At 54.7% G+C, this 16,934-nt stretch carries 17 protein-coding genes; 13 read left to right on the top strand and 4 right to left on the bottom strand.

The window, feature by feature from the left end; genetic code table 11:
• Positions 1-26: 26 nt before the first annotated feature.
• Positions 27-896, bottom strand: a complete 870-nt coding sequence (locus tag AC07XM_RS08545) for a cation diffusion facilitator family transporter (RefSeq protein WP_023048412.1) — start codon at positions 894-896, stop codon at positions 27-29.
• Positions 897-921: 25 nt separating this feature from the next.
• Positions 922-1,341 (bottom strand): periplasmic Zn2+ metallochaperone PmcY, encoded by a 420-nt coding sequence (gene pmcY, locus AC07XM_RS08540; protein ID WP_016489328.1) that lies wholly within the window; start codon positions 1,339-1,341, stop codon positions 922-924.
• A 117-nt stretch (positions 1,342-1,458) separates the two neighbouring features.
• On the opposite strand from pmcY, the gene hrpB (AC07XM_RS08535) reads away from it, so the two are divergent.
• The 7 genes from hrpB (AC07XM_RS08535) to hrpB (AC07XM_RS08505) all read left to right on the top strand — a co-directional run bounded on the left by hrpB (AC07XM_RS08535) (position 1,459) and on the right by hrpB (AC07XM_RS08505) (position 12,547).
• Positions 1,459-3,942: an ATP-dependent helicase HrpB gene (gene hrpB, locus AC07XM_RS08535; RefSeq protein ID WP_102689297.1), complete on the top strand. Its 2,484-nt coding sequence runs from the start codon at positions 1,459-1,461 to the stop codon at positions 3,940-3,942.
• A gap of 98 nt (positions 3,943-4,040) precedes the next feature.
• Positions 4,041-4,280, top strand: coding sequence for a hypothetical protein (locus tag AC07XM_RS08530; RefSeq protein ID WP_256596940.1), 240 nt, complete (start codon positions 4,041-4,043; stop codon positions 4,278-4,280).
• A gap of 101 nt (positions 4,281-4,381) precedes the next feature.
• Entirely contained in the window at positions 4,382-5,533 is a 1,152-nt protein-coding gene (locus AC07XM_RS08525; RefSeq protein ID WP_256596939.1) for a site-specific integrase, read from the top strand.
• Complete coding sequence (locus AC07XM_RS08520) at positions 5,523-7,415, top strand: hypothetical protein (RefSeq protein WP_028698520.1); 1,893 nt, start codon at positions 5,523-5,525, stop codon at positions 7,413-7,415. The genes AC07XM_RS08525 and AC07XM_RS08520 overlap by 11 nt, the downstream gene beginning before the upstream one ends.
• Positions 7,415-9,466: an integrase gene (locus tag AC07XM_RS08515; RefSeq protein ID WP_028698521.1), complete on the top strand. Its 2,052-nt coding sequence runs from the start codon at positions 7,415-7,417 to the stop codon at positions 9,464-9,466. Before AC07XM_RS08520 ends, AC07XM_RS08515 begins: the two co-directional genes overlap by 1 nt.
• A 1-nt stretch (position 9,467) precedes the next feature.
• Positions 9,468-9,881, top strand: a complete 414-nt coding sequence (locus AC07XM_RS08510; protein ID WP_028698522.1) for a hypothetical protein — start codon at positions 9,468-9,470, stop codon at positions 9,879-9,881.
• Positions 9,882-10,012: 131 nt separating this feature from the next.
• Positions 10,013-12,547 (top strand): ATP-dependent helicase HrpB, encoded by a 2,535-nt coding sequence (gene hrpB, locus AC07XM_RS08505; RefSeq protein WP_102689296.1) that lies wholly within the window; start codon positions 10,013-10,015, stop codon positions 12,545-12,547.
• Between the two features lie 79 nt (positions 12,548-12,626).
• Here the strand turns inward: hrpB (AC07XM_RS08505) and AC07XM_RS08500 are convergent, their stop codons facing one another.
• Positions 12,627-13,112: a helix-turn-helix domain-containing protein gene (locus AC07XM_RS08500; RefSeq protein WP_028698524.1), complete on the bottom strand. Its 486-nt coding sequence runs from the start codon at positions 13,110-13,112 to the stop codon at positions 12,627-12,629.
• Positions 13,113-13,336: 224 nt separating this feature from the next.
• On the opposite strand from AC07XM_RS08500, the gene AC07XM_RS08495 reads away from it, so the two are divergent.
• The 4 genes from AC07XM_RS08495 to AC07XM_RS08480 all read left to right on the top strand — a co-directional run bounded on the left by AC07XM_RS08495 (position 13,337) and on the right by AC07XM_RS08480 (position 15,382).
• Entirely contained in the window at positions 13,337-13,717 is a 381-nt protein-coding gene (locus AC07XM_RS08495) for a hypothetical protein (protein ID WP_028698525.1), read from the top strand.
• Positions 13,718-13,720: 3 nt separating this feature from the next.
• Entirely contained in the window at positions 13,721-14,116 is a 396-nt protein-coding gene (locus tag AC07XM_RS08490; RefSeq protein ID WP_028698526.1) for a DUF6957 family protein, read from the top strand.
• A gap of 79 nt (positions 14,117-14,195) precedes the next feature.
• Positions 14,196-14,924: a metallophosphoesterase family protein gene (locus AC07XM_RS08485; protein ID WP_028697835.1), complete on the top strand. Its 729-nt coding sequence runs from the start codon at positions 14,196-14,198 to the stop codon at positions 14,922-14,924.
• Positions 14,925-14,986: 62 nt separating this feature from the next.
• Entirely contained in the window at positions 14,987-15,382 is a 396-nt protein-coding gene (locus tag AC07XM_RS08480) for a hypothetical protein (protein WP_042131944.1), read from the top strand.
• A 17-nt stretch (positions 15,383-15,399) separates the two neighbouring features.
• Here AC07XM_RS08480 and AC07XM_RS08475 read toward each other — a convergent pair whose 3' ends face one another.
• Positions 15,400-15,693, bottom strand: a complete 294-nt coding sequence (locus tag AC07XM_RS08475) for a hypothetical protein (RefSeq protein ID WP_042131946.1) — start codon at positions 15,691-15,693, stop codon at positions 15,400-15,402.
• Positions 15,694-15,881: 188 nt separating this feature from the next.
• On the opposite strand from AC07XM_RS08475, the gene AC07XM_RS08470 reads away from it, so the two are divergent.
• Entirely contained in the window at positions 15,882-16,199 is a 318-nt protein-coding gene (locus tag AC07XM_RS08470) for a hypothetical protein (RefSeq protein ID WP_102689295.1), read from the top strand.
• Positions 16,200-16,471: 272 nt separating this feature from the next.
• Positions 16,472-16,690 carry an ATP-binding protein gene (locus AC07XM_RS08465; protein ID WP_080693989.1) on the top strand — a complete coding sequence of 73 codons (219 nt, stop codon included), beginning with the start codon at positions 16,472-16,474 and terminating at the stop codon, positions 16,688-16,690.
• Positions 16,691-16,934: the final 244 nt, after the last annotated feature.

Raw genomic sequence — 16,934 nt, 5'->3', positions numbered from 1 at the left:
AGCTGGCTTGCCGGCGATTTGCAGATTCACACCGGGTCGGCGTGCACCATCACATCCGCTTGTGGATAACGCTGGCGGATCACCCGCGACGCCTCCACACACAACCCATGCGCGTCATGCAGCGGCAACTGCCCCGGCAGCTCCAGATGCAACTGCACGAACCACTGATTACCCGACACCCGCGTGCGCAGGTCATGCACACCTTTCACGCCGGGTATGGCCAGAACCAACGTGCTCATGTCTTCGCCAACATCGCCGGGCAGTTCCTTGTCCATCAGTATCGACGTACTTTCGCGGGCAATCTGCAATGCGCTCCAGAGGATGTAGCAGGCAATGCCCAGGCCGAACAGTGCATCCAGTTGTGGCCAGCCAAAGCGTGCCAGCAACAGGGCCAGCAGAATGCTGCTGTTCAGCAACAGGTCCGAGCGGTAGTGCAGGGAGTCGGCCCGTACTGCGGTGGAGCCGGTCAGGCGAATGACCTTGTGCTGCAGTGCCAGCAAGGCAAGCGTCAGCACCAGTGACAGCAGCATCACTGCAATGCCGACACCGGTGTCGCCCAAAGGCTGCGGCGTGTGCAGGCGTTCGGCCGCCTGCACGCCAATCAGCACCGCACTGACGCCGATGAACAGCGCCTGCGCCATACCGGCCAAGGCTTCGGCCTTGCCATGGCCAAAACGGTGGTCGTCGTCGGCGGGGCGCAAGGCGTAGTGCACGGCGAGCAGGTTGATAAACGACGCGACAGCATCCAGTGCCGAGTCGGTCAACCCGGCCAGCAGGCTGACCGAGCCGCTCAGCCACCAGGCCAGGGCCTTGCTCAGCACCAGGATACTGGCCACCGCCAGTGAGGCGCGGGTGGCCAGGCGTAGCAGGCGCTGGTGTTCGGCTGGGGTGATCATCCGTGGTCAAGTCCGTGTGTGGGGTTCAGGCTGCCGGCACCAGGCCCAGGCTGGCCAGCTGTTCGACGCTGCCGCGGTGCTGGATCAGCCGTGGGTCGTTCAGCGGCAGGCGCTGGCCCAGTTCGCTTTCGAGAATGGCCTGCAACTTCAGGTTGTCGACCTTGCCGTCGGGGCTTACCGCTTCTTGCAGCTTGGCCGGGTCGACCTGGGCGGTGCGGCCACCCGGGTAGTAGATGGCGCCGGTGGCAAAGTCGATGCCGAAGGCAATCAGCCCCGGGATCACGTAGAACAGGATGCCGATGGCGTCCATTGCGGCTACCACGGGGTCGATCTTGCCGCCGATCTGGCCGCGCCGGTCCGGGTAGAAAATGGTGCCGCAGGCCGTCAGCTGGGTCAGCAAGGTGGCGATGAGAGCGCCGCCGATGACGCGGGATGGGATGCGCATGTAAATCTCCGAGAGGGTTTTCAGCAGGGCAAGCGAAGCGCCTGCGCCTGAAGCTTAAGACCATGATAGAGCAGGCTGGGTTCGCCGTTATACTCGCCAGATTGTTCGAGGACCACCATGATTTCATTACCGATCGATGCCGTCTTGCCTGCCTTGCGCCAAGCCCTGGAAAACCGTCACGAAGCCGTGCTCGAAGCGCCACCCGGCGCCGGCAAGACCACCCGCGTGCCGCTGGCGCTGCTGAACGAGCCGTGGCTGGCCGGGCAGACCATTCTCATGCTCGAACCCCGGCGCCTGGCGGCGCGGGCGGCGGCCGAACGGCTGGCCAGTGAACTGGGCGAGCAGGTCGGTGAAACGGTGGGTTATCGCATTCGCCTGGACAGCAAGGTCGGGCCGAAAACCCGTATCGAGGTGGTGACCGAAGGCATTCTTACCCGCCGCCTGCAAGCCGACCCGGCGCTGGAAGGTGTGGGCCTGCTGATCTTCGACGAATTTCACGAGCGCAGCCTGGATGCCGACCTGGCCCTTGCCCTGAGCCTCAATGGCCGTGAGTTGCTGCGTGACGACCCGCCACTGAAGATCATGCTGATGTCCGCAACCCTGGAGGGCGAGCGCCTGTCACGGCTGCTGGATGAAGCCCCGGTGGTCAGCAGCGAGGGCCGCATGCACCCGGTGGATATCCGCTGGGGGCGGCCTTTCCAGCCGGGCGAGTTCATCGAGCCACGGGTCGTGGACAGCGTGCTGCAGGCCTTGGCCGAGCAGACGGGGAGCGTGCTGGTGTTCTTGCCCGGCCAGGCCGAAATCCGCCGGGTGCACCAGAGCCTGCAGGAGGCACTGGGCGAGCGGCCGGAGATTTTGCTGTGCCCGCTGCATGGCGAACTTGACCTCAATGCCCAGCGCGCAGCCATCGACCCGGCGCCCAAGGGCCTGCGCAAGGTGGTGCTGGCCACCAATATCGCCGAGACCAGCCTGACCATCGACGGCGTGCGCGTCGTGATCGATGCCGGCCTGGCCCGGGTGCCGCGGTTCGATCCTGGCAGTGGCATGACCCGGCTGGACACCCAGCGTATCTCCCGCGCCAGCGCCACCCAGCGCGCCGGCCGTGCCGGCCGGCTGGAGCCGGGCGTGTGCTACCGGCTGTGGTCCGAGGCCCAGCATGACCAGTTGGCTGCCCATGGCAGCGCCGAAATCCTCCAGGCCGACCTGGCTGGTTTGGCCCTGCAACTGGCGCGTTGGGGCGTCGCACCTCATCAGTTGCGCTGGCTCGACCAACCGCCCAGCGCAGCGTTTTCCCAGGCTCAGGACCTGCTGGCGTGCCTGGGGGCATTTAAACCGGGCAGCCGCGACAACCTCAGCGATCACGGCCAGGCCATGGCCGAGCTGCCGGCTCACCCGCGTATCGCCCATTTGTTGCTGCGTGGTCAGGGCCTGGGTTTGGCCGCCATGGCCTGTGATGTGGCGGCGTTGCTCGGCGAGCGGGATATCCAGCGTGGCGGCGGTGCCGACCTGCACAGCCGGCTGGCGTTGATCAGCGGCGAGACCAAGGCCAGCCGAGGCGGCCAGGGTGGCGTGCAGCGCGCCCGGCAGCTTGCGCGTCAGTACCGTGGCCTGTTGCGCGGCAAGGCCAAAGCCGCCGTCGCTGACCCTGATCACCCGCGCTGGCTTGGGGCCCTGCTGGCGCTGGCCTATCCCGACCAGGTTGCGCAGCAGCGGCGTGAAGGGGGCGCCGAGTATCGTCTGGCCAACGGCCGTGCAGCCTTGTTCGGTGAGGTCGATGCGTTGATGAAACACCCGTGGCTGGTGATCGCCGACCTGGGCAGCCGCCAGGGCCAGCGCGAAGAGCGTATCTACCTTGCGGCAGCATTCGACCCGGCGCTGCTCGATGATGTGCTGGCCGAGCAGGTAGAACGCGTCGATCTACTCGACTGGGACGAGCGCGAGCAGGTGCTGCGTGCCGAACGCCAAACCAAAGTGGGTGAGCTCATACTAAGCCGCGAACCACTGACCGGCCTGAGTGACGAAGCGCGCGCCAAAGCGCTGCTCGGCCTGGTACGACGCAAAGGTCTGAACCTGCTGACATGGACACCGGAACTGCGCCAGTGGCAGGCACGGGTGGCACTGTTACGCCAGCTGGACCTGGACAGGGGCGGGCAAAGCGAATGGCCCGACCTGGGTGACGAGGCGCTGCTCGCCAGCCTGGAAGACTGGTTGCAGCCCTACCTTGGCAAAGTGTCCCGCCTCAGCCACTTCAGCGCGCTGGACCTGCCGTCGATACTGCGCAACCTGCTGCCCTGGCCGCTGCCGCAACGCCTGGACGAACAGGCACCCGCGCATCTGGCCGTGCCGTCCGGCTCGAACATCCGCCTGGACTACAGCGAAACCCCGCCGATTCTTGCCGTGCGCCTGCAAGAACTGTTCGGCCTTGCCGACACCCCGCGCATTGCCAATGGCCGGCAGCAGGTCAAGTTGCACCTGCTGTCACCGGCACGCCGACCCGTGCAGGTGACCCAGGACCTGGCCAATTTCTGGCGCACCACTTATGCCGAGGTAAAGAAAGACCTGAAAGGGCGGTACCCCAAGCTATCATGTCTCGTTAAATGAAAGTGTTTATCGTGAAACATTCTGACATTGACTGATATCTTGTTTTTCTTACGCATAACATTCAGGCTTGACACTCGAAGAATGGGTGGGGCGGTTTGGTGGCAGCGTTTGAAAATCCGGCACACAAAGGCCGCATTGTAATAATCCCCGAAGTCAGCGAAGTTTTTGCTGAACTGCACGTTAGTAATGAACCTTCTAATTCAATGCCAGTAACTATTAATGGCATTAGTGAAAGTATCATTGCTTATCAAGTAAATGAGGCGGCGCTTCCTGATGCGCTCACTAGGGCTGTATATAATCTGCCGTTTATCTTCATAAAGATGGCACTCCGTGGATAGAGGCAAATTCTTTCCTGCTTAGTTTGATTCAGAACAAGCATGCACAGAATCGCCCAACAGATGATGCGAGAAGAAAGGCAAGTCGCCTTCTCGATTATTTGATGTTTTGTGAAAGCCATGGTATCGACTGGCTGGACTTTTCTGGGCGACGCCTTCCGCAGCGACCAACATACAAATACCACAGATATCTGCTCGATAATCCAAATCGCGGTGCGGCGGTTGCCAATCAATATACGGGTGTGGTTTATCAGTTCTACAAGTATGTGTCTAGATTTTGGCATGATCTAGATATAGAACGTGTTGATACAGTTAAGCAAATAAGTATCTATATTGAAGGGGCTCACGGGTTCCAAAAGAAGGTAACTGTAGAAAAACGTAGCCAAACCAGAGCATTAGCGCCGAAAGCCCCTACGCCAGCTGGATTTGTTAATGATGAAGGTGAGCTTCTACGGCCTTTAACGAATGTTGAGCTAGCGCATGTTGTGAAAGTAATTGAAGGCGACGCTTGGACAGCTCAAGAGCGACTGATCGTCTTGTTCGCGCTTATGACAGGCGCGCGCAAACAAACCGTGCTGACGCTGAGAGTGAGGCATGTTGAAGCGCTAGCGAATGGGTTGCTACAGCCAGATGGCTCCTATCTTTTGAAGGCTGGCCCTGGTACTGGGATCGACACTAAATTTAGTAAGGCTCAAAACCTATATGTCCCTCAGCAATTGGCTCAGGACTTGCTGACGTATTTGCGAAGCCCCTTTGCTATAAAAAGGCGTGAAAAATTCCAATCTGAGTTTACCCTAAACCATCCAGGGCTTGAAAAAATTGATGATAAGGATATGTATGTTTTCTTGTCTGAGCAGTGTAATTGTTATTACATGGCGTCGACGGATCCGAGGTACATGTACGCGAAGTCACGACCAGTAGGTGCTGTTGCGAACACATTGAAGAAAAAACTTTTAAGAAAAGCGAATAAAGAGCTTTCCACGGAATTTACATACCATTGGCTTCGTGCGACGTATGCATATCAGATTTATCAACGACTAGTTCCCCGGATAGCTGACGGTACACTTCAGCCCGGAGAAGAAATCACAATTATTCAAGCTCGGCTTCATCATGAAAGGCGTGAGACGACGGAGAACTATCTTAAATTGTTCTTGATGACGTCCGAGAAGATCAGTGCTCAAGAAAGCTACGAGAATGTGCTTTTCAAAATGTCTGGTTACAGTGACTTGATTTTGGATAATGTTGATGTCGGCTAATCGTGTGCCTCGTAAAATCCACGCTATTGATTTGTCCTATGTTGGTCAAGAACATGAGATTCTCCATCCTGAGAGTTTAGCTCTTTCACTGTCAAATCGAGTTTCGGCCTTAGATATCGGCGTGTTCGTATATTCTGTGCGTGAAAAAATACGGGGAGCTGGATATTGGGTGGATGAGAGCTCGCTGATTCCTAGTCGACGGAAGATGGTCATCGCCTGGCTTGACAAAATGTGGTCGTCAGGCACTAAAGGGAATAGCATTGAGACTGACGTAAAGAATTTTGAGTACGCAATAAATTGGTGCGATGGGTATGGTTACCGTGATGTAATGTGTACGCCTGAAGGCGCTCAGCGTGCATATATGGCGTTCACCAGCTATCTGTATCAGGAAATCGCCAGTGGCCAAGCGAAGCCACTAAGTTGCCAAGCCCGTCAAACTATTCTTCGTAGAGTTCTGGCGTTGCAATTTCCGGAAGACTATGGGTACATAATCGCAAGTGCTCCACCAATAAAAAATCGTCGTGAAGGTCTGGAACCGCCTGATGAAGACGACGTAAAGCTATACATAGACATCACACTAAATATTGCGCTATCTGTATCAAGGTTCTTGGTGGGTTTTCAAGCCTTCCCTCTAAGATTCGATACCAACGAATATCATACGTATTTTTTTCCAGGTACCGGTAAATTCATTACTCCATTGACAGAGGGTGAACATGGTTATTCTGCGTACGATTACCGAGAGGGCCGCCTCCTTACTATCGAAGAGCTAAGTATAGCTAAACCTGAGGCTAGACTAGCTGACCTGCGCGAAACTCTTAAGCGAGCTCAGCGTGTGATTGATGATGCAAATGCGGATTCCCATCATCAATTTAGGGTAAGGCTGGCAGGCCTCGCCATGAAGGCTTACGCGTGTCTTATAAACTTAGTGGTCGGAGCCAACTCCGGTGAGGTTATACAGTTTCTTTACGAAGACGCCCTTGAAGTTGTCCGTTCTCCTTTGAAAAAAGAGCTGTCAGCAGTGAAATTGAGAGCGAAGGGGTTAGTAGTTAACTACTCTATAGGCAGAGGGCCTGGCATGAAGCTTCTGCGCGAATATCTTGAGTTTCGTAGCTGGATCCTGAACGGCCGCTCATCAGAACTGCTTTTCTTTCATGTAGTTGATGGTCGAGGGCTGCCGTCCACTGATTTCCCTAGTCTCGAAAATAATTTCTCCACGAAATTTTATAACAAATTGCAAGGGGTTTTTGTTAGTAATAGTTCGAAGAATATTCCACCTAGGCTTGTCCGCAAGTTTAAGAGTTTGACTCTGCACCATCTGCGTCATTCGCCAATGCTGGTGAGTGCAGTGCTTAACCATACTGAGCGCACGAATGCGCAGTTTTACAGTGGAGTAACTGATAAACAGCAGAAGGAAGAGTTTGGAGGGTTCTGGGCCTCAATGCTGGAAGCAGCCAAGCGCTTTAGTTCTGAAAGCCAAGTGGGAGGGATACCTATTGCTGCAGGCCACTGTGACGGTTTGAATGATCCAGTGGCAGAAATTCCCGTGGTTACTATTGAACCTGATTGCAATAGCCAGTATGGATGTTTGTACTGTATACATTACTTGGTGCACTCTGATGAGGCTGATATCCATAAGCTGATGAGCTTCAAATATGTAGTCGAAGCCATTAGGGAAAATGCTCCGAATTTTGAATTCTCCGAAGAAGTTTTAAAAGGCGTAATCGTCCGTATTAGTTTTATTTTGGAGGGGATTTCAAAAAGATCCAAGAGTGCGTCTGATTTGATAGGGGTTATGAATAAGAAGGTTTTTGAACTGGGTATCCTCACTCCTTTCTGGGAGCGCCGCTTACAACGCTATGAGAAAATGGGGATCTACATCTGATGAAAAACTTTTTTGATGAATTGAATCAGGGGTTACAGGTTGCAGAAGTTATTCAGCAATCGCATGGCAAAAGCTGGAGGCCTTCGGCGGACTTTGTTCTTTGTAGGGATCTTGAGGGAAACCCGACAGCTGTCTTTGGTAAGCCTTATTGGGACTTCAATCCAATGCGGCTTAGAGCTAACAAAATCTGGGCCATTCGCTTTGATGGCGTGTTTGGCACAAGTGGCACAGCTCAAAACTCACTGACCGAGGAGATCAAGTGGATTCTTTTTTGTTTGCTTTTTTTTGTCAGCACTGGCCATATTGGTCGGATGAGCGTAAGTATGCTGTCACAGTATTTTCTAACACTGCGTACCGCTGCGCGATTTTGCTATGAGAAGGGTGCTGGTGAACTGGCGGGAGTGATTTCCCTACAAGAGCTTCTTACCACGCCTGCCTACTTGACGGCATACGCTCGCTGGATGAAGGTTAATGAGGTTGGAAGCACGCAGCGCAAGCTGATGCGAGCCCTTCTCGGCCATCTGGTGAGCGTGGGCGAGGATCGGCTTGGCTATAAGTTACAGGGGGTATTTGATATCGATTTCGATATTGATGAAGACGCTAAACAGCACCCTGTGATTCCGACCAAAATCTATCTTGCTGTAATCAATGCACTTGGTCTGTCTCTTGATGTTCTTTATGATCATCGCGAGCCGCTTGAGCAGTACTTGGGCGAGTTCGATAATCCTCGTTACGGGTATACTCATTATCACCAAAAAAAGGTCAATGGAAACAAAGCCCCTAAATCTTATGAGCCAGTCTTCGAAGAAACTTTGAAGATTCATAAGATAGAGTCTCTGTTCAGTGGTGATTTCTCATGCTCAGGAAGAGGCGTTTTGTCATCAACTGTTTTGAAGATGCAGTGGGTAGCTAAGACGGTTATTCATTTGTATACAGGCATGAGAGACCAGGAGGTGTTGCGATTGCCTTACGATTGTATCGATCAAGACGAAGTGGTGTCAGCTACGCTCGATGAGGGTGGCTTGGCACGGGATAAGCCCATCATAGTCAAGGTTTTGTCTACCACTACTAAGTTTACCGGGTATCGTAAAACAGTATCTTGGTTAGCCACTGATGAAGCTGTTCGCGCGGTAGAGGTGGCCCGTGCCATATGTCGTGGTATTTCCAAGTTGTACGGTGTTGACCCTAAAGCAATGCCGCTATTCTTAAATCCGGCCATCATTAATCGTGCTCAAACTGAAATCGGCGTACCGTTTTGGAATGATGTTTCGAAGCCGGACTTCCTGCTGGAAGGGTTTATTATAACTCCATCTGATTTAGAAGAGTTGCAGCTCACCGACCCCAGTCGTGATTTTTCAAATGAGAAATTTTTCCAGGTAGGGAGCCCATGGAATTTCACTAGCCATCAGTTTCGTAGGTCACTGGCATTCTATGGCAGCAGCAGTGGTTTCATATCCATGCCTAGCCTTAGGAAGCAGTTCAAGCATTTGTGTACTCAGATGACACGTTACTATGCCAATAACTTTGAGCTTCTCAAAACGATATTTGGATACTATGACGAGAAGAAGGGTGAGTACGTACTTCCTAAGACTCACGTTCTCTTTGAGGTGCAGACCGGTGTGCCAATGAACATCGCATATGATCTTTTGGCACATGCATTTGGAGATGACGCTCCTCTGTTTGGTGGAGTTGGTAGCTATATTTCAAATCAACGTGGCAAATTAGAAAGCGGTGATGTGCATATAGTTGACATGCGAAAGGAAACGGAGAGGCAGGCTGCCGATGGCAAGATCTCATACCGTCCGACCTTGCTAGGTGCATGCACACGAACTGGCAAATGTGAGCACTTCCTACTCGGTGCGGCTGTGAGCTGTCTAAGTTGCGCTGATGGCATTATCGAGAAGGAAAAACTCGACGAAGCTATCGAGGATAACGAGCGTGATCTCGAATTGTATGAGCCCGGAAGTGGTGAGTATCAAGTTGTACAGTATGAGCTGAGCAATATGAGAAAATTCAGGGAGCGTCTCATTCCAGCAGTGGAGGTAGCCTGAGATGGCGAGTGATGGTGTAAAAGCCTGCGTAGAGGCATTTGAGCGTCTTAAGGCTGGGAAGCCTCACGTTGCTGCTCACGTTGGACTTGATGGCACGAAGATCACTGCTGGGATCGTCAGCTTTGAGGCCGGTTTCGACAGAGGCTACCTCAAGAGAAAGAGACCCAGTCACCAGGCATTGATTGCTCAGATTGAGGCGTTCCGCACTAGCTTCGGTAACTTGGCTGCCTCAAAAACTCTTCAGATAAAGCGCGCTAACGATAAGGTCGTCAAGGCTCGTAGTGAGCTGGATGTAGTGCGGGAGCAGTTGTATCAAGTGATGACGCACAACATCCAGCTTGTAGAGCGGGTGAGGCTTTTGGAGGATCAGTTGAAGCGTCTATCCAACGTCAAGACCATGCCGAAGCGAGAGTAGCGCCGGCTAGGCGAGGCGCCCCTAGCAAGGTCGCCTTAGCTTTTCCAAGGTCGCCCTTTTTCACCGACTTCACCTGCCCTCTGTCTCCTATCGAACGCTTGTATACTGCCGAGCATTAAGCAGGAGTACACATGAGTTCGTTGCCAATTGACGCTGCGTTGCCAGCTCTTCTCAAAGCCCTTCGCGAACGCAATGAGGTGGTGCTGCAGGCGCCACCTGGTGCAGGTAAAACGACGAAAGTCCCGCTCGCTTTGCTCGAGGAGTCCTGGCTGCAGGGCCAAACGATCATCATGCTCGAACCACGTCGTCTTGCCGCACGCGCCGCTGCGGAGCGAATGGCCAGCGAGCTTGGTGAGAAGGTTGGCGAAACGGTGGGCTATCGGATTCGCCTCGATAGCAAGGTCGGGCCGAAAACCCGTATCGAGGTGGTGACTGAGGGGATTCTTACGCGCCGCCTGCAGAGCGATCCTGCCCTCGAAGGTGTCGGCCTGGTGATCTTCGACGAATTCCACCTTCGAAACTTGGATGCCGATCTCGGTTTGGCGCTGGCGCTCAATGGGCGCGAGCTTTTCCGGGACGATGCTCCATTGAAGGTGCTGCTGATGTCGGCAACGCTCGAAGGTGAAAGGTTGTCGCGCCTGCTGAATGACGCTCCGATCGTGACGAGCGAGGGTCGAATGTTCCCGGTCACCACCATCTGGAGCAAGCCGCAGCAACCGGGTGAGTACATCGAGCCCCGGGTCATCAGCGCATGCCTGGACGCCCTCACCGATCAGGCCGGCAGCCTTCTGGTTTTCCTTCCCGGCCAGGCCGAAATTCGCCGCGTGTTGTCAGGGCTTGAGGAAGGGCTCAATGCCTCACCGTCGCTGCAGAAAAACACGCTGCTTTGCCCGCTGCACGGCGAGCTCGATCTTAATCATCAGCGAGCTGCAATCGATCCCGCCCCTCCAGGCATGCGCAAGGTTGTGCTGGCCACGAATATCGCAGAGACCAGTGTGACCATCGACGGTGTGCGTGTGGTCATCGACGCTGGCCTTGAGCGTGTTCCGCGTTTTGATCCTCGCAGTGGCATGACCCGGCTGGATACTCAGCGGATATCCAAGGCCAGTGCCACCCAACGGGCAGGGCGTGCCGGTCGACTGGAACCGGGTGTCTGCTATCGACTCTGGTCTGAAACCCAGCACGACCAAATGGCGGGTTTCAGTTCGCCCGAAATTCAACAAGCGGATCTCACAGGTTTAGCCCTGCAGCTTGCTAAATGGGGCGTTCATCCAAGTGACCTGAAGTGGCTTGATGCCCCACCTGCAGCTGCTTACTCGCAAGCGAACGATTTGCTTCGACGGCTCTGCGCCTTGCAACCAGATGGGCAACTTACTAAGCACGGCCAAGCGATGGCCGAGCTGCCGAGTCATCCACGGATTGCTCATCTCCTGCTGCGAGGTCACGAGCTGGGACTGACTGAGACAGCGTGCAACATCGCAGCATTGCTCGGTGAGCGCGATATTCAGCGTGGTGGCGGAGCAGACCTTCATAGTCGTTTGGCCATCCTATCTGGTGAGCAACGTGCGCAAAGAGGTGAGCAAGGTGGTGCTCAACGTGCGAAGCAACTCGCCAGGCAGTATCGGTCATTCTTGCGTGGCTCAGGATCGCAATCAGTCGCTGATTCAGACCACCCGAGGTGGGTGGGCTGCCTTCTTGCGTTGGCGTATCCCGACAGGGTCGCTCAACAGCGTCGTGCGGGTGGAGCTGAATATCGATTGGCAAATGGTCGTGCAGCGATGTTCACCGAGACCGATGCACTGATGAAGCATTCTTGGCTGGTGATTGCCGACTTGGGTAGCCGGCAAGGCCAGCGTGAGGAACGTATATACCTCGCTGCCGACCTAGACGAAGCGTTGTTCGACACTGTCTTGAAAGACCAGGTCAGCCAAGTAGATGAACTTGAATGGGATGAGCGGGAGGGGGGACTCCGCGCTGAGCGACAAGTGAAAGTAGGGGAGTTGGTTCTGTCCCGCGCGCCGCTAACGAACCTAGGTGATGAAGCGCGAGTTCAAGCGTTGCTCAACTACGTGCGTCGAAAAGGGCTGGAGCTTCTGCCGTGGACACCTGAGCTCCGTCAGTGGCAGGCGAGGGTCGAATTGCTGCGCGTGCTTGATGAGGAAGCTGGTAGTAAGAGTGCGTGGCCTGATTTACGTGATAAAACATTGCTGCAGTCGCTGGAGGAGTGGTTGGGGCCATACGTGGGAAAGGTGACCCGGCTCAGTCATTTTGGCCAGCTCGATCTGTCCAGCATCATTCGCAACTTGTTGCCCTGGCCTCTGCCGCAACAGTTAGACACACAGGCGCCTCAGACGATTGCAGTACCCTCGGGATCGAACATCCGTGTGGACTATGGTGAGCGTCCCCCTGTACTTGCCGTGAGGCTACAGGAACTCTTCGGGCAAGCGGATACGCCGCGCATTGCTAATGGTCGCCAAGTGCTCAAGCTGCACTTGCTATCGCCTGCTCGCCGACCGGTTCAGGTTACTCAAGACTTGGCGAACTTCTGGGCTTCCACTTACGTTGAGGTGAAGAAGGATTTGAAGGGTAGGTACCCCAAGCATTTCTGGCCTGACGATCCCCTTGTCGCACAAGCAACTGCAAGAGCTAAGCCTAGGGGGACATGATCTAGATGTGAGGCATGACCACGTCTCAATGTCGCATACGTGAAGTGGCGGTCGACCTATAGCGTTCCGCCATCTTACGTCACTGATCTGCAACTGGCATGTGCCAGAACTTGTGGACTGTGGAATATGGCATTTCCAGCTTCACTGAGGTCTCTTTTTGAGTGAGGCCCTCTGCCTTGCAGTCGAGGATTGCTTGAATTCTGTCTGGTGGGATTGGCGGCTTACCTGATTTCGCTGCGATCAATGCTTTACCCGAGAATTGCGCAGGCAGGCTTTCCATCACACGCATCTCACCCAGCTTGCCCAGCTCCGCCCAGAGGTGGGTCATAAACTCTTCGAGTGATTCCTGGCGTTCGTAGGAGGCGGCAGCGGCGAGGAGTGCCACCGAATCGACGTCCAAGCGCTTACTGATGTCTTCGAGCATCTCGAGGCTGACATTGGATTTCGCGTGCTCGATCTTGTGCAAATGACTAGGCTCCACCGTGGAGGCGAGCTGTTCTTGGGATAGGCCACGAGCGGCACGCGTGGTGCGAAGGACTGCTGCCAGAGTGTATCGCGTTGGCATGGGAGAGCTTCCCGCAAAGGGAAGCATAAGGCCACACTGAAAACTCTACATCCACGTACTATAGGCAGTGAATGTGGAATGGTGGTATGGTGGTCTCACTAGCTCCCACAGATGACTTGCGTTCTGCATGGACATTTACTGCTGGGCGCAAAGTTGTCAATTTATATGAATCGTTTCTGGGCGAAGTGCTAGCTAGTTGCCCCGATTGATAGGTGGAGTGTGTTGTGCTGGTCACCCAAAGAACCAAACTCCGAGGGCAGTTTTTAGCTCTGGACAGCCTGAATCTGTTTTGGGATTCAGCAAGTCTCAATCCCGATTGCTATTACTTTGTCGTTGAAGGAAGTGGCTTCGTGAATGGATGCCTAGGCCCGTCTGTGCGTTTGGTGTCGAGCGTTGAGGTGGTTGACTCCCTGTGCAAAGGGGATGCGGTGGATTTCCTGAGTGTCAATCGAGTTCATTTGCTTGCTCCACCGGCGATGACCAATCAATCCGAGTTTTCGATGAAGCTGCTTTCCGAGATTCGGATCAAGGATGGTACCCAGCCGACCCCGGTTTACGAATTTGTCACGTCTGAAGGACACGTCTACTCGAGCGCGAGAGGTTGATTCATGGCGGTCACGTTGGATGAGGTTACAGAGTTTCTTTACGGCGGCGGCGAGGTTGTCCATGGTTGGGCTGACGATAGAGGAGAGCTGGTTCAAGCAGCAGAGCAGCGCTTTCCAGGAAAAGCGTTTTGCTTGGTGAAGCGTTGGATCATCGTTGAGATTCCCGCGAATGAGGTTGAGCCGTTGCCGGACGGGATCGCGCCGATGATTGTGCTCGCTCATGAGGTCATATACGACAGCCGTGGACGGTTCGTACCTGGTTGCTGGGTGAGATCTACGTACGCGATCTCGCATGAGCATCCTTGGATTTTTGAGACTCGCAACACCGTCTATCTGCTTATCGGCGACGGATACAAGAAGCAAGCCTCGCTCGAGATGGTTCTGTCATTTCGTCCGTGATGACCCAGTTCTTGAAGCCCGGGCGTCCGTCGGACGGGCCCGGGATTAGCGACCCAGCCCTTGTATCATGGAGCGAGGTATGAAGATTGCGGTTTACTCCGACCTACACAACGAGTTCTCCGAGTTCGTGCCACCTATGCTGGACGTCGAGCTGGTCGTGCTCGCGGGTGACATCTCTGTGCGCGGTCAAGGGGTCGAGTGGGCAAACGCGGCGTTCGACTGTCCAGTGATCTACGTCCCTGGGAATCACGAGTTCTACCGGGGGCACTTAGACCGAACGCTGACGAAGATGCAACAGGCGGCAGCTGGGCATGTTCATGTTCTGGATAACCATACACTGATCGTTGGTGATGTGAGATTTTTAGCGGCGACGGGGTGGACAGATTTTACGTCCACAGGGGATTACCGCGTAGCGATGTCGTTGTGCTGGGAGTGGATGAGCGACTTCACGCAGATCCGAATCGGCGAGGGCTTTAGGAAGCTTCGCCCTGTCGATCTCATCGCTCGCAACATTTGTGCGCGGGACTTTCTGGCTACGGAGTTGGCTAAGGACTTCGGTGGCAAGACGGTCGTCGTCACGCATCATTGCCCGATTGAAGCGGTCGCTGGTGATGCTCATGAGGGCCACCTCGGTGCTGCGTACTTCAACCAGTGGGGTGACCTAGTTTCGCAGGCTGATGCCTGGATCTTCGGCCATACCCATTACGCGGTCGACACGATCGTTTCGGGATGTCGGCTCATATCGAACCCCAGAGGGTATCCAGGTGAAAAGACCGGCTTTGTACCGGACTTCATCATTGAAATCTAAGCACCTCTAGGAGCGAAACCTCTCAGAGGGGTATTGAATTGGACGCAGGAGCGCATGAACACATGACAGATGAGATCGTCAGGTACCCAGGTGAAGAACCATCGATTTTTCAGCTCACGCGCATCATACAAGCGATGGGTCAGCAGTATTCTGTGCCGATCACTGCCTATCTGAGCGACGTCGAAATTTTGAACGATTGCGCAGTGGGGGTCGTGGTTGGTCAGATCGTTCCAGGGCTTATTGAGAAGCGCACAGGGGCATATTTGCTTACGACCACGCCGATCTTCTCGTTGAAAAGGGTAGGGCGCTTCTGGGTGGTTGATACAAAGGCAGGAAATTTTGTTCTGACTTCATTCAAGCGCGGAGCGGGCCGGAAGAGTCTTCGAGCATTCATTACAAGCGCAGACCAACCTGACGCTTCGCCAACGAGCGAGCCAGGCGCCTTTGCGGGCGCCTGAAAGGTCGATTATGCGGATCAGGTGAGCGTCGCGAGGAGTGTACGCAAAAAATCCTGACGGCGATGAATCGAGCTAAGAATCACGTAGTCGCGTTCGCCATCTGGTGGTAGATGACCACTTTCCATTAGGCCGATGATGTAACCCTCCGCCTTCCCTCGGGCCTCACGCAGGTCTTGCTCTGTCGTGGATTTGTGAATGTCATCCACCAGGCGTTTCCAACGCTCGGCTTGGCGTTTGCCGGCAGGGTCGCTGGAGAAAGTAGGAGCGTGAAGCAGTGAATCGTAGTAGCCGGTAGCAGGTTGCGTGCTCAAGCGGGAAGCTCCACAGATTAAATCTGGAGCGATTTTATCATGCGTACACTCAATCGCCTGTTACTGCTCCGCCAGGGCCTGGCGACCCGTGCCTGGCTTAAAGCTGTGGAGCATTAGGTTGGGGAGTCTGGATGGGTTGAGATCGGGAAGGTGCGACTCATGATGGCAGATGGTGACGGAGGCTCAGAATGAAGGTCACACAAGCAGGTGAGTCCGATGTAGTTGTCGACGTGGTATGCGATGTCTGCGGTATGTCTACGCGAGATGGCGAAGGTGAGCCCCAGTACGGAACGATGCATGCGGCATGGGGCAAAGGCTCAGCGCATTGCGGCCAAGAGTACGAGCTTCACCTCTGCGAAGGCTGCTTTTTCTCTCAAATAGCTGAGATGAAGAGGGCGCGGTGGCTCGCTGTGATGTTTGAACAGGAAGGCGACGCGATTTTAGGTGATGACACCTACGGTCGGATCAGAACACCTATCTCAGATGGTGGTTGCGAAGATACATGACCGTTTGCTCGATCTCGTTTTAGGGCAAATTATGGAATACCAATAATTATTGCCCTAGAATAATTTTCCGTAATTCTGAACCCGTTGTCATGCTTGCGCTCCGCCTTTTGGCTCCACACGGCTGCGTACTGCACTGCTCCAGCAGTGGTTTTACGGAAAATGCGCGGTGAGCCTCACATCTCAAGGGGATGCGGAGCTCCTCTAAAAATGCAGTCAATGGAGTCTTAGCTTGAGCACTCTGCGCACTCTGCTTGCTAAGCCGCTTCGCGAAAATGCGACCCTCATACCTAGCGCGGTTTATCGTTGGGGATGACTGGCGTGGCCAGACCCTCTATTCGCGTTTGACTTCGGAGCACCATGCAGCGTCAGGGGGATTGGGCCTTGGCCTGTTCATCGTCGGTGAAATTGTTGCCCGACATGGTGGTGCCATCGATGTCGAATCCAGTGTGCAGTATGGCAGTGTGTTCCGATTCTCGCTTCCAACCTCATAGTCCACGCGATCCCTGCTCCGGTGGGAGCGACAGCATTTAGCGCCACCGGTCTGCCTCTACCATCAACATGCTGAACGTACTGACGCTGCATTCACCTGAACAGAGTAGGGCGCATTTCTGTAGCCCCTGACGATCGGGAGTTCAGCATGAAAGCAATCGTGTACAACGTAACCGTCTGGCCAACTCACCCCTCAGCACACAGACCAGCTCGGACAAGAACGGGTGGAAAACAAAGCCTTGCCCG

Source organism: Pseudomonas sp. GW460-LB5 (assembly GCF_059423245.1).
Note: the sequence above shows the minus strand (reverse complement) of the source record. Positions and strands in the feature narration are given on the sequence as shown.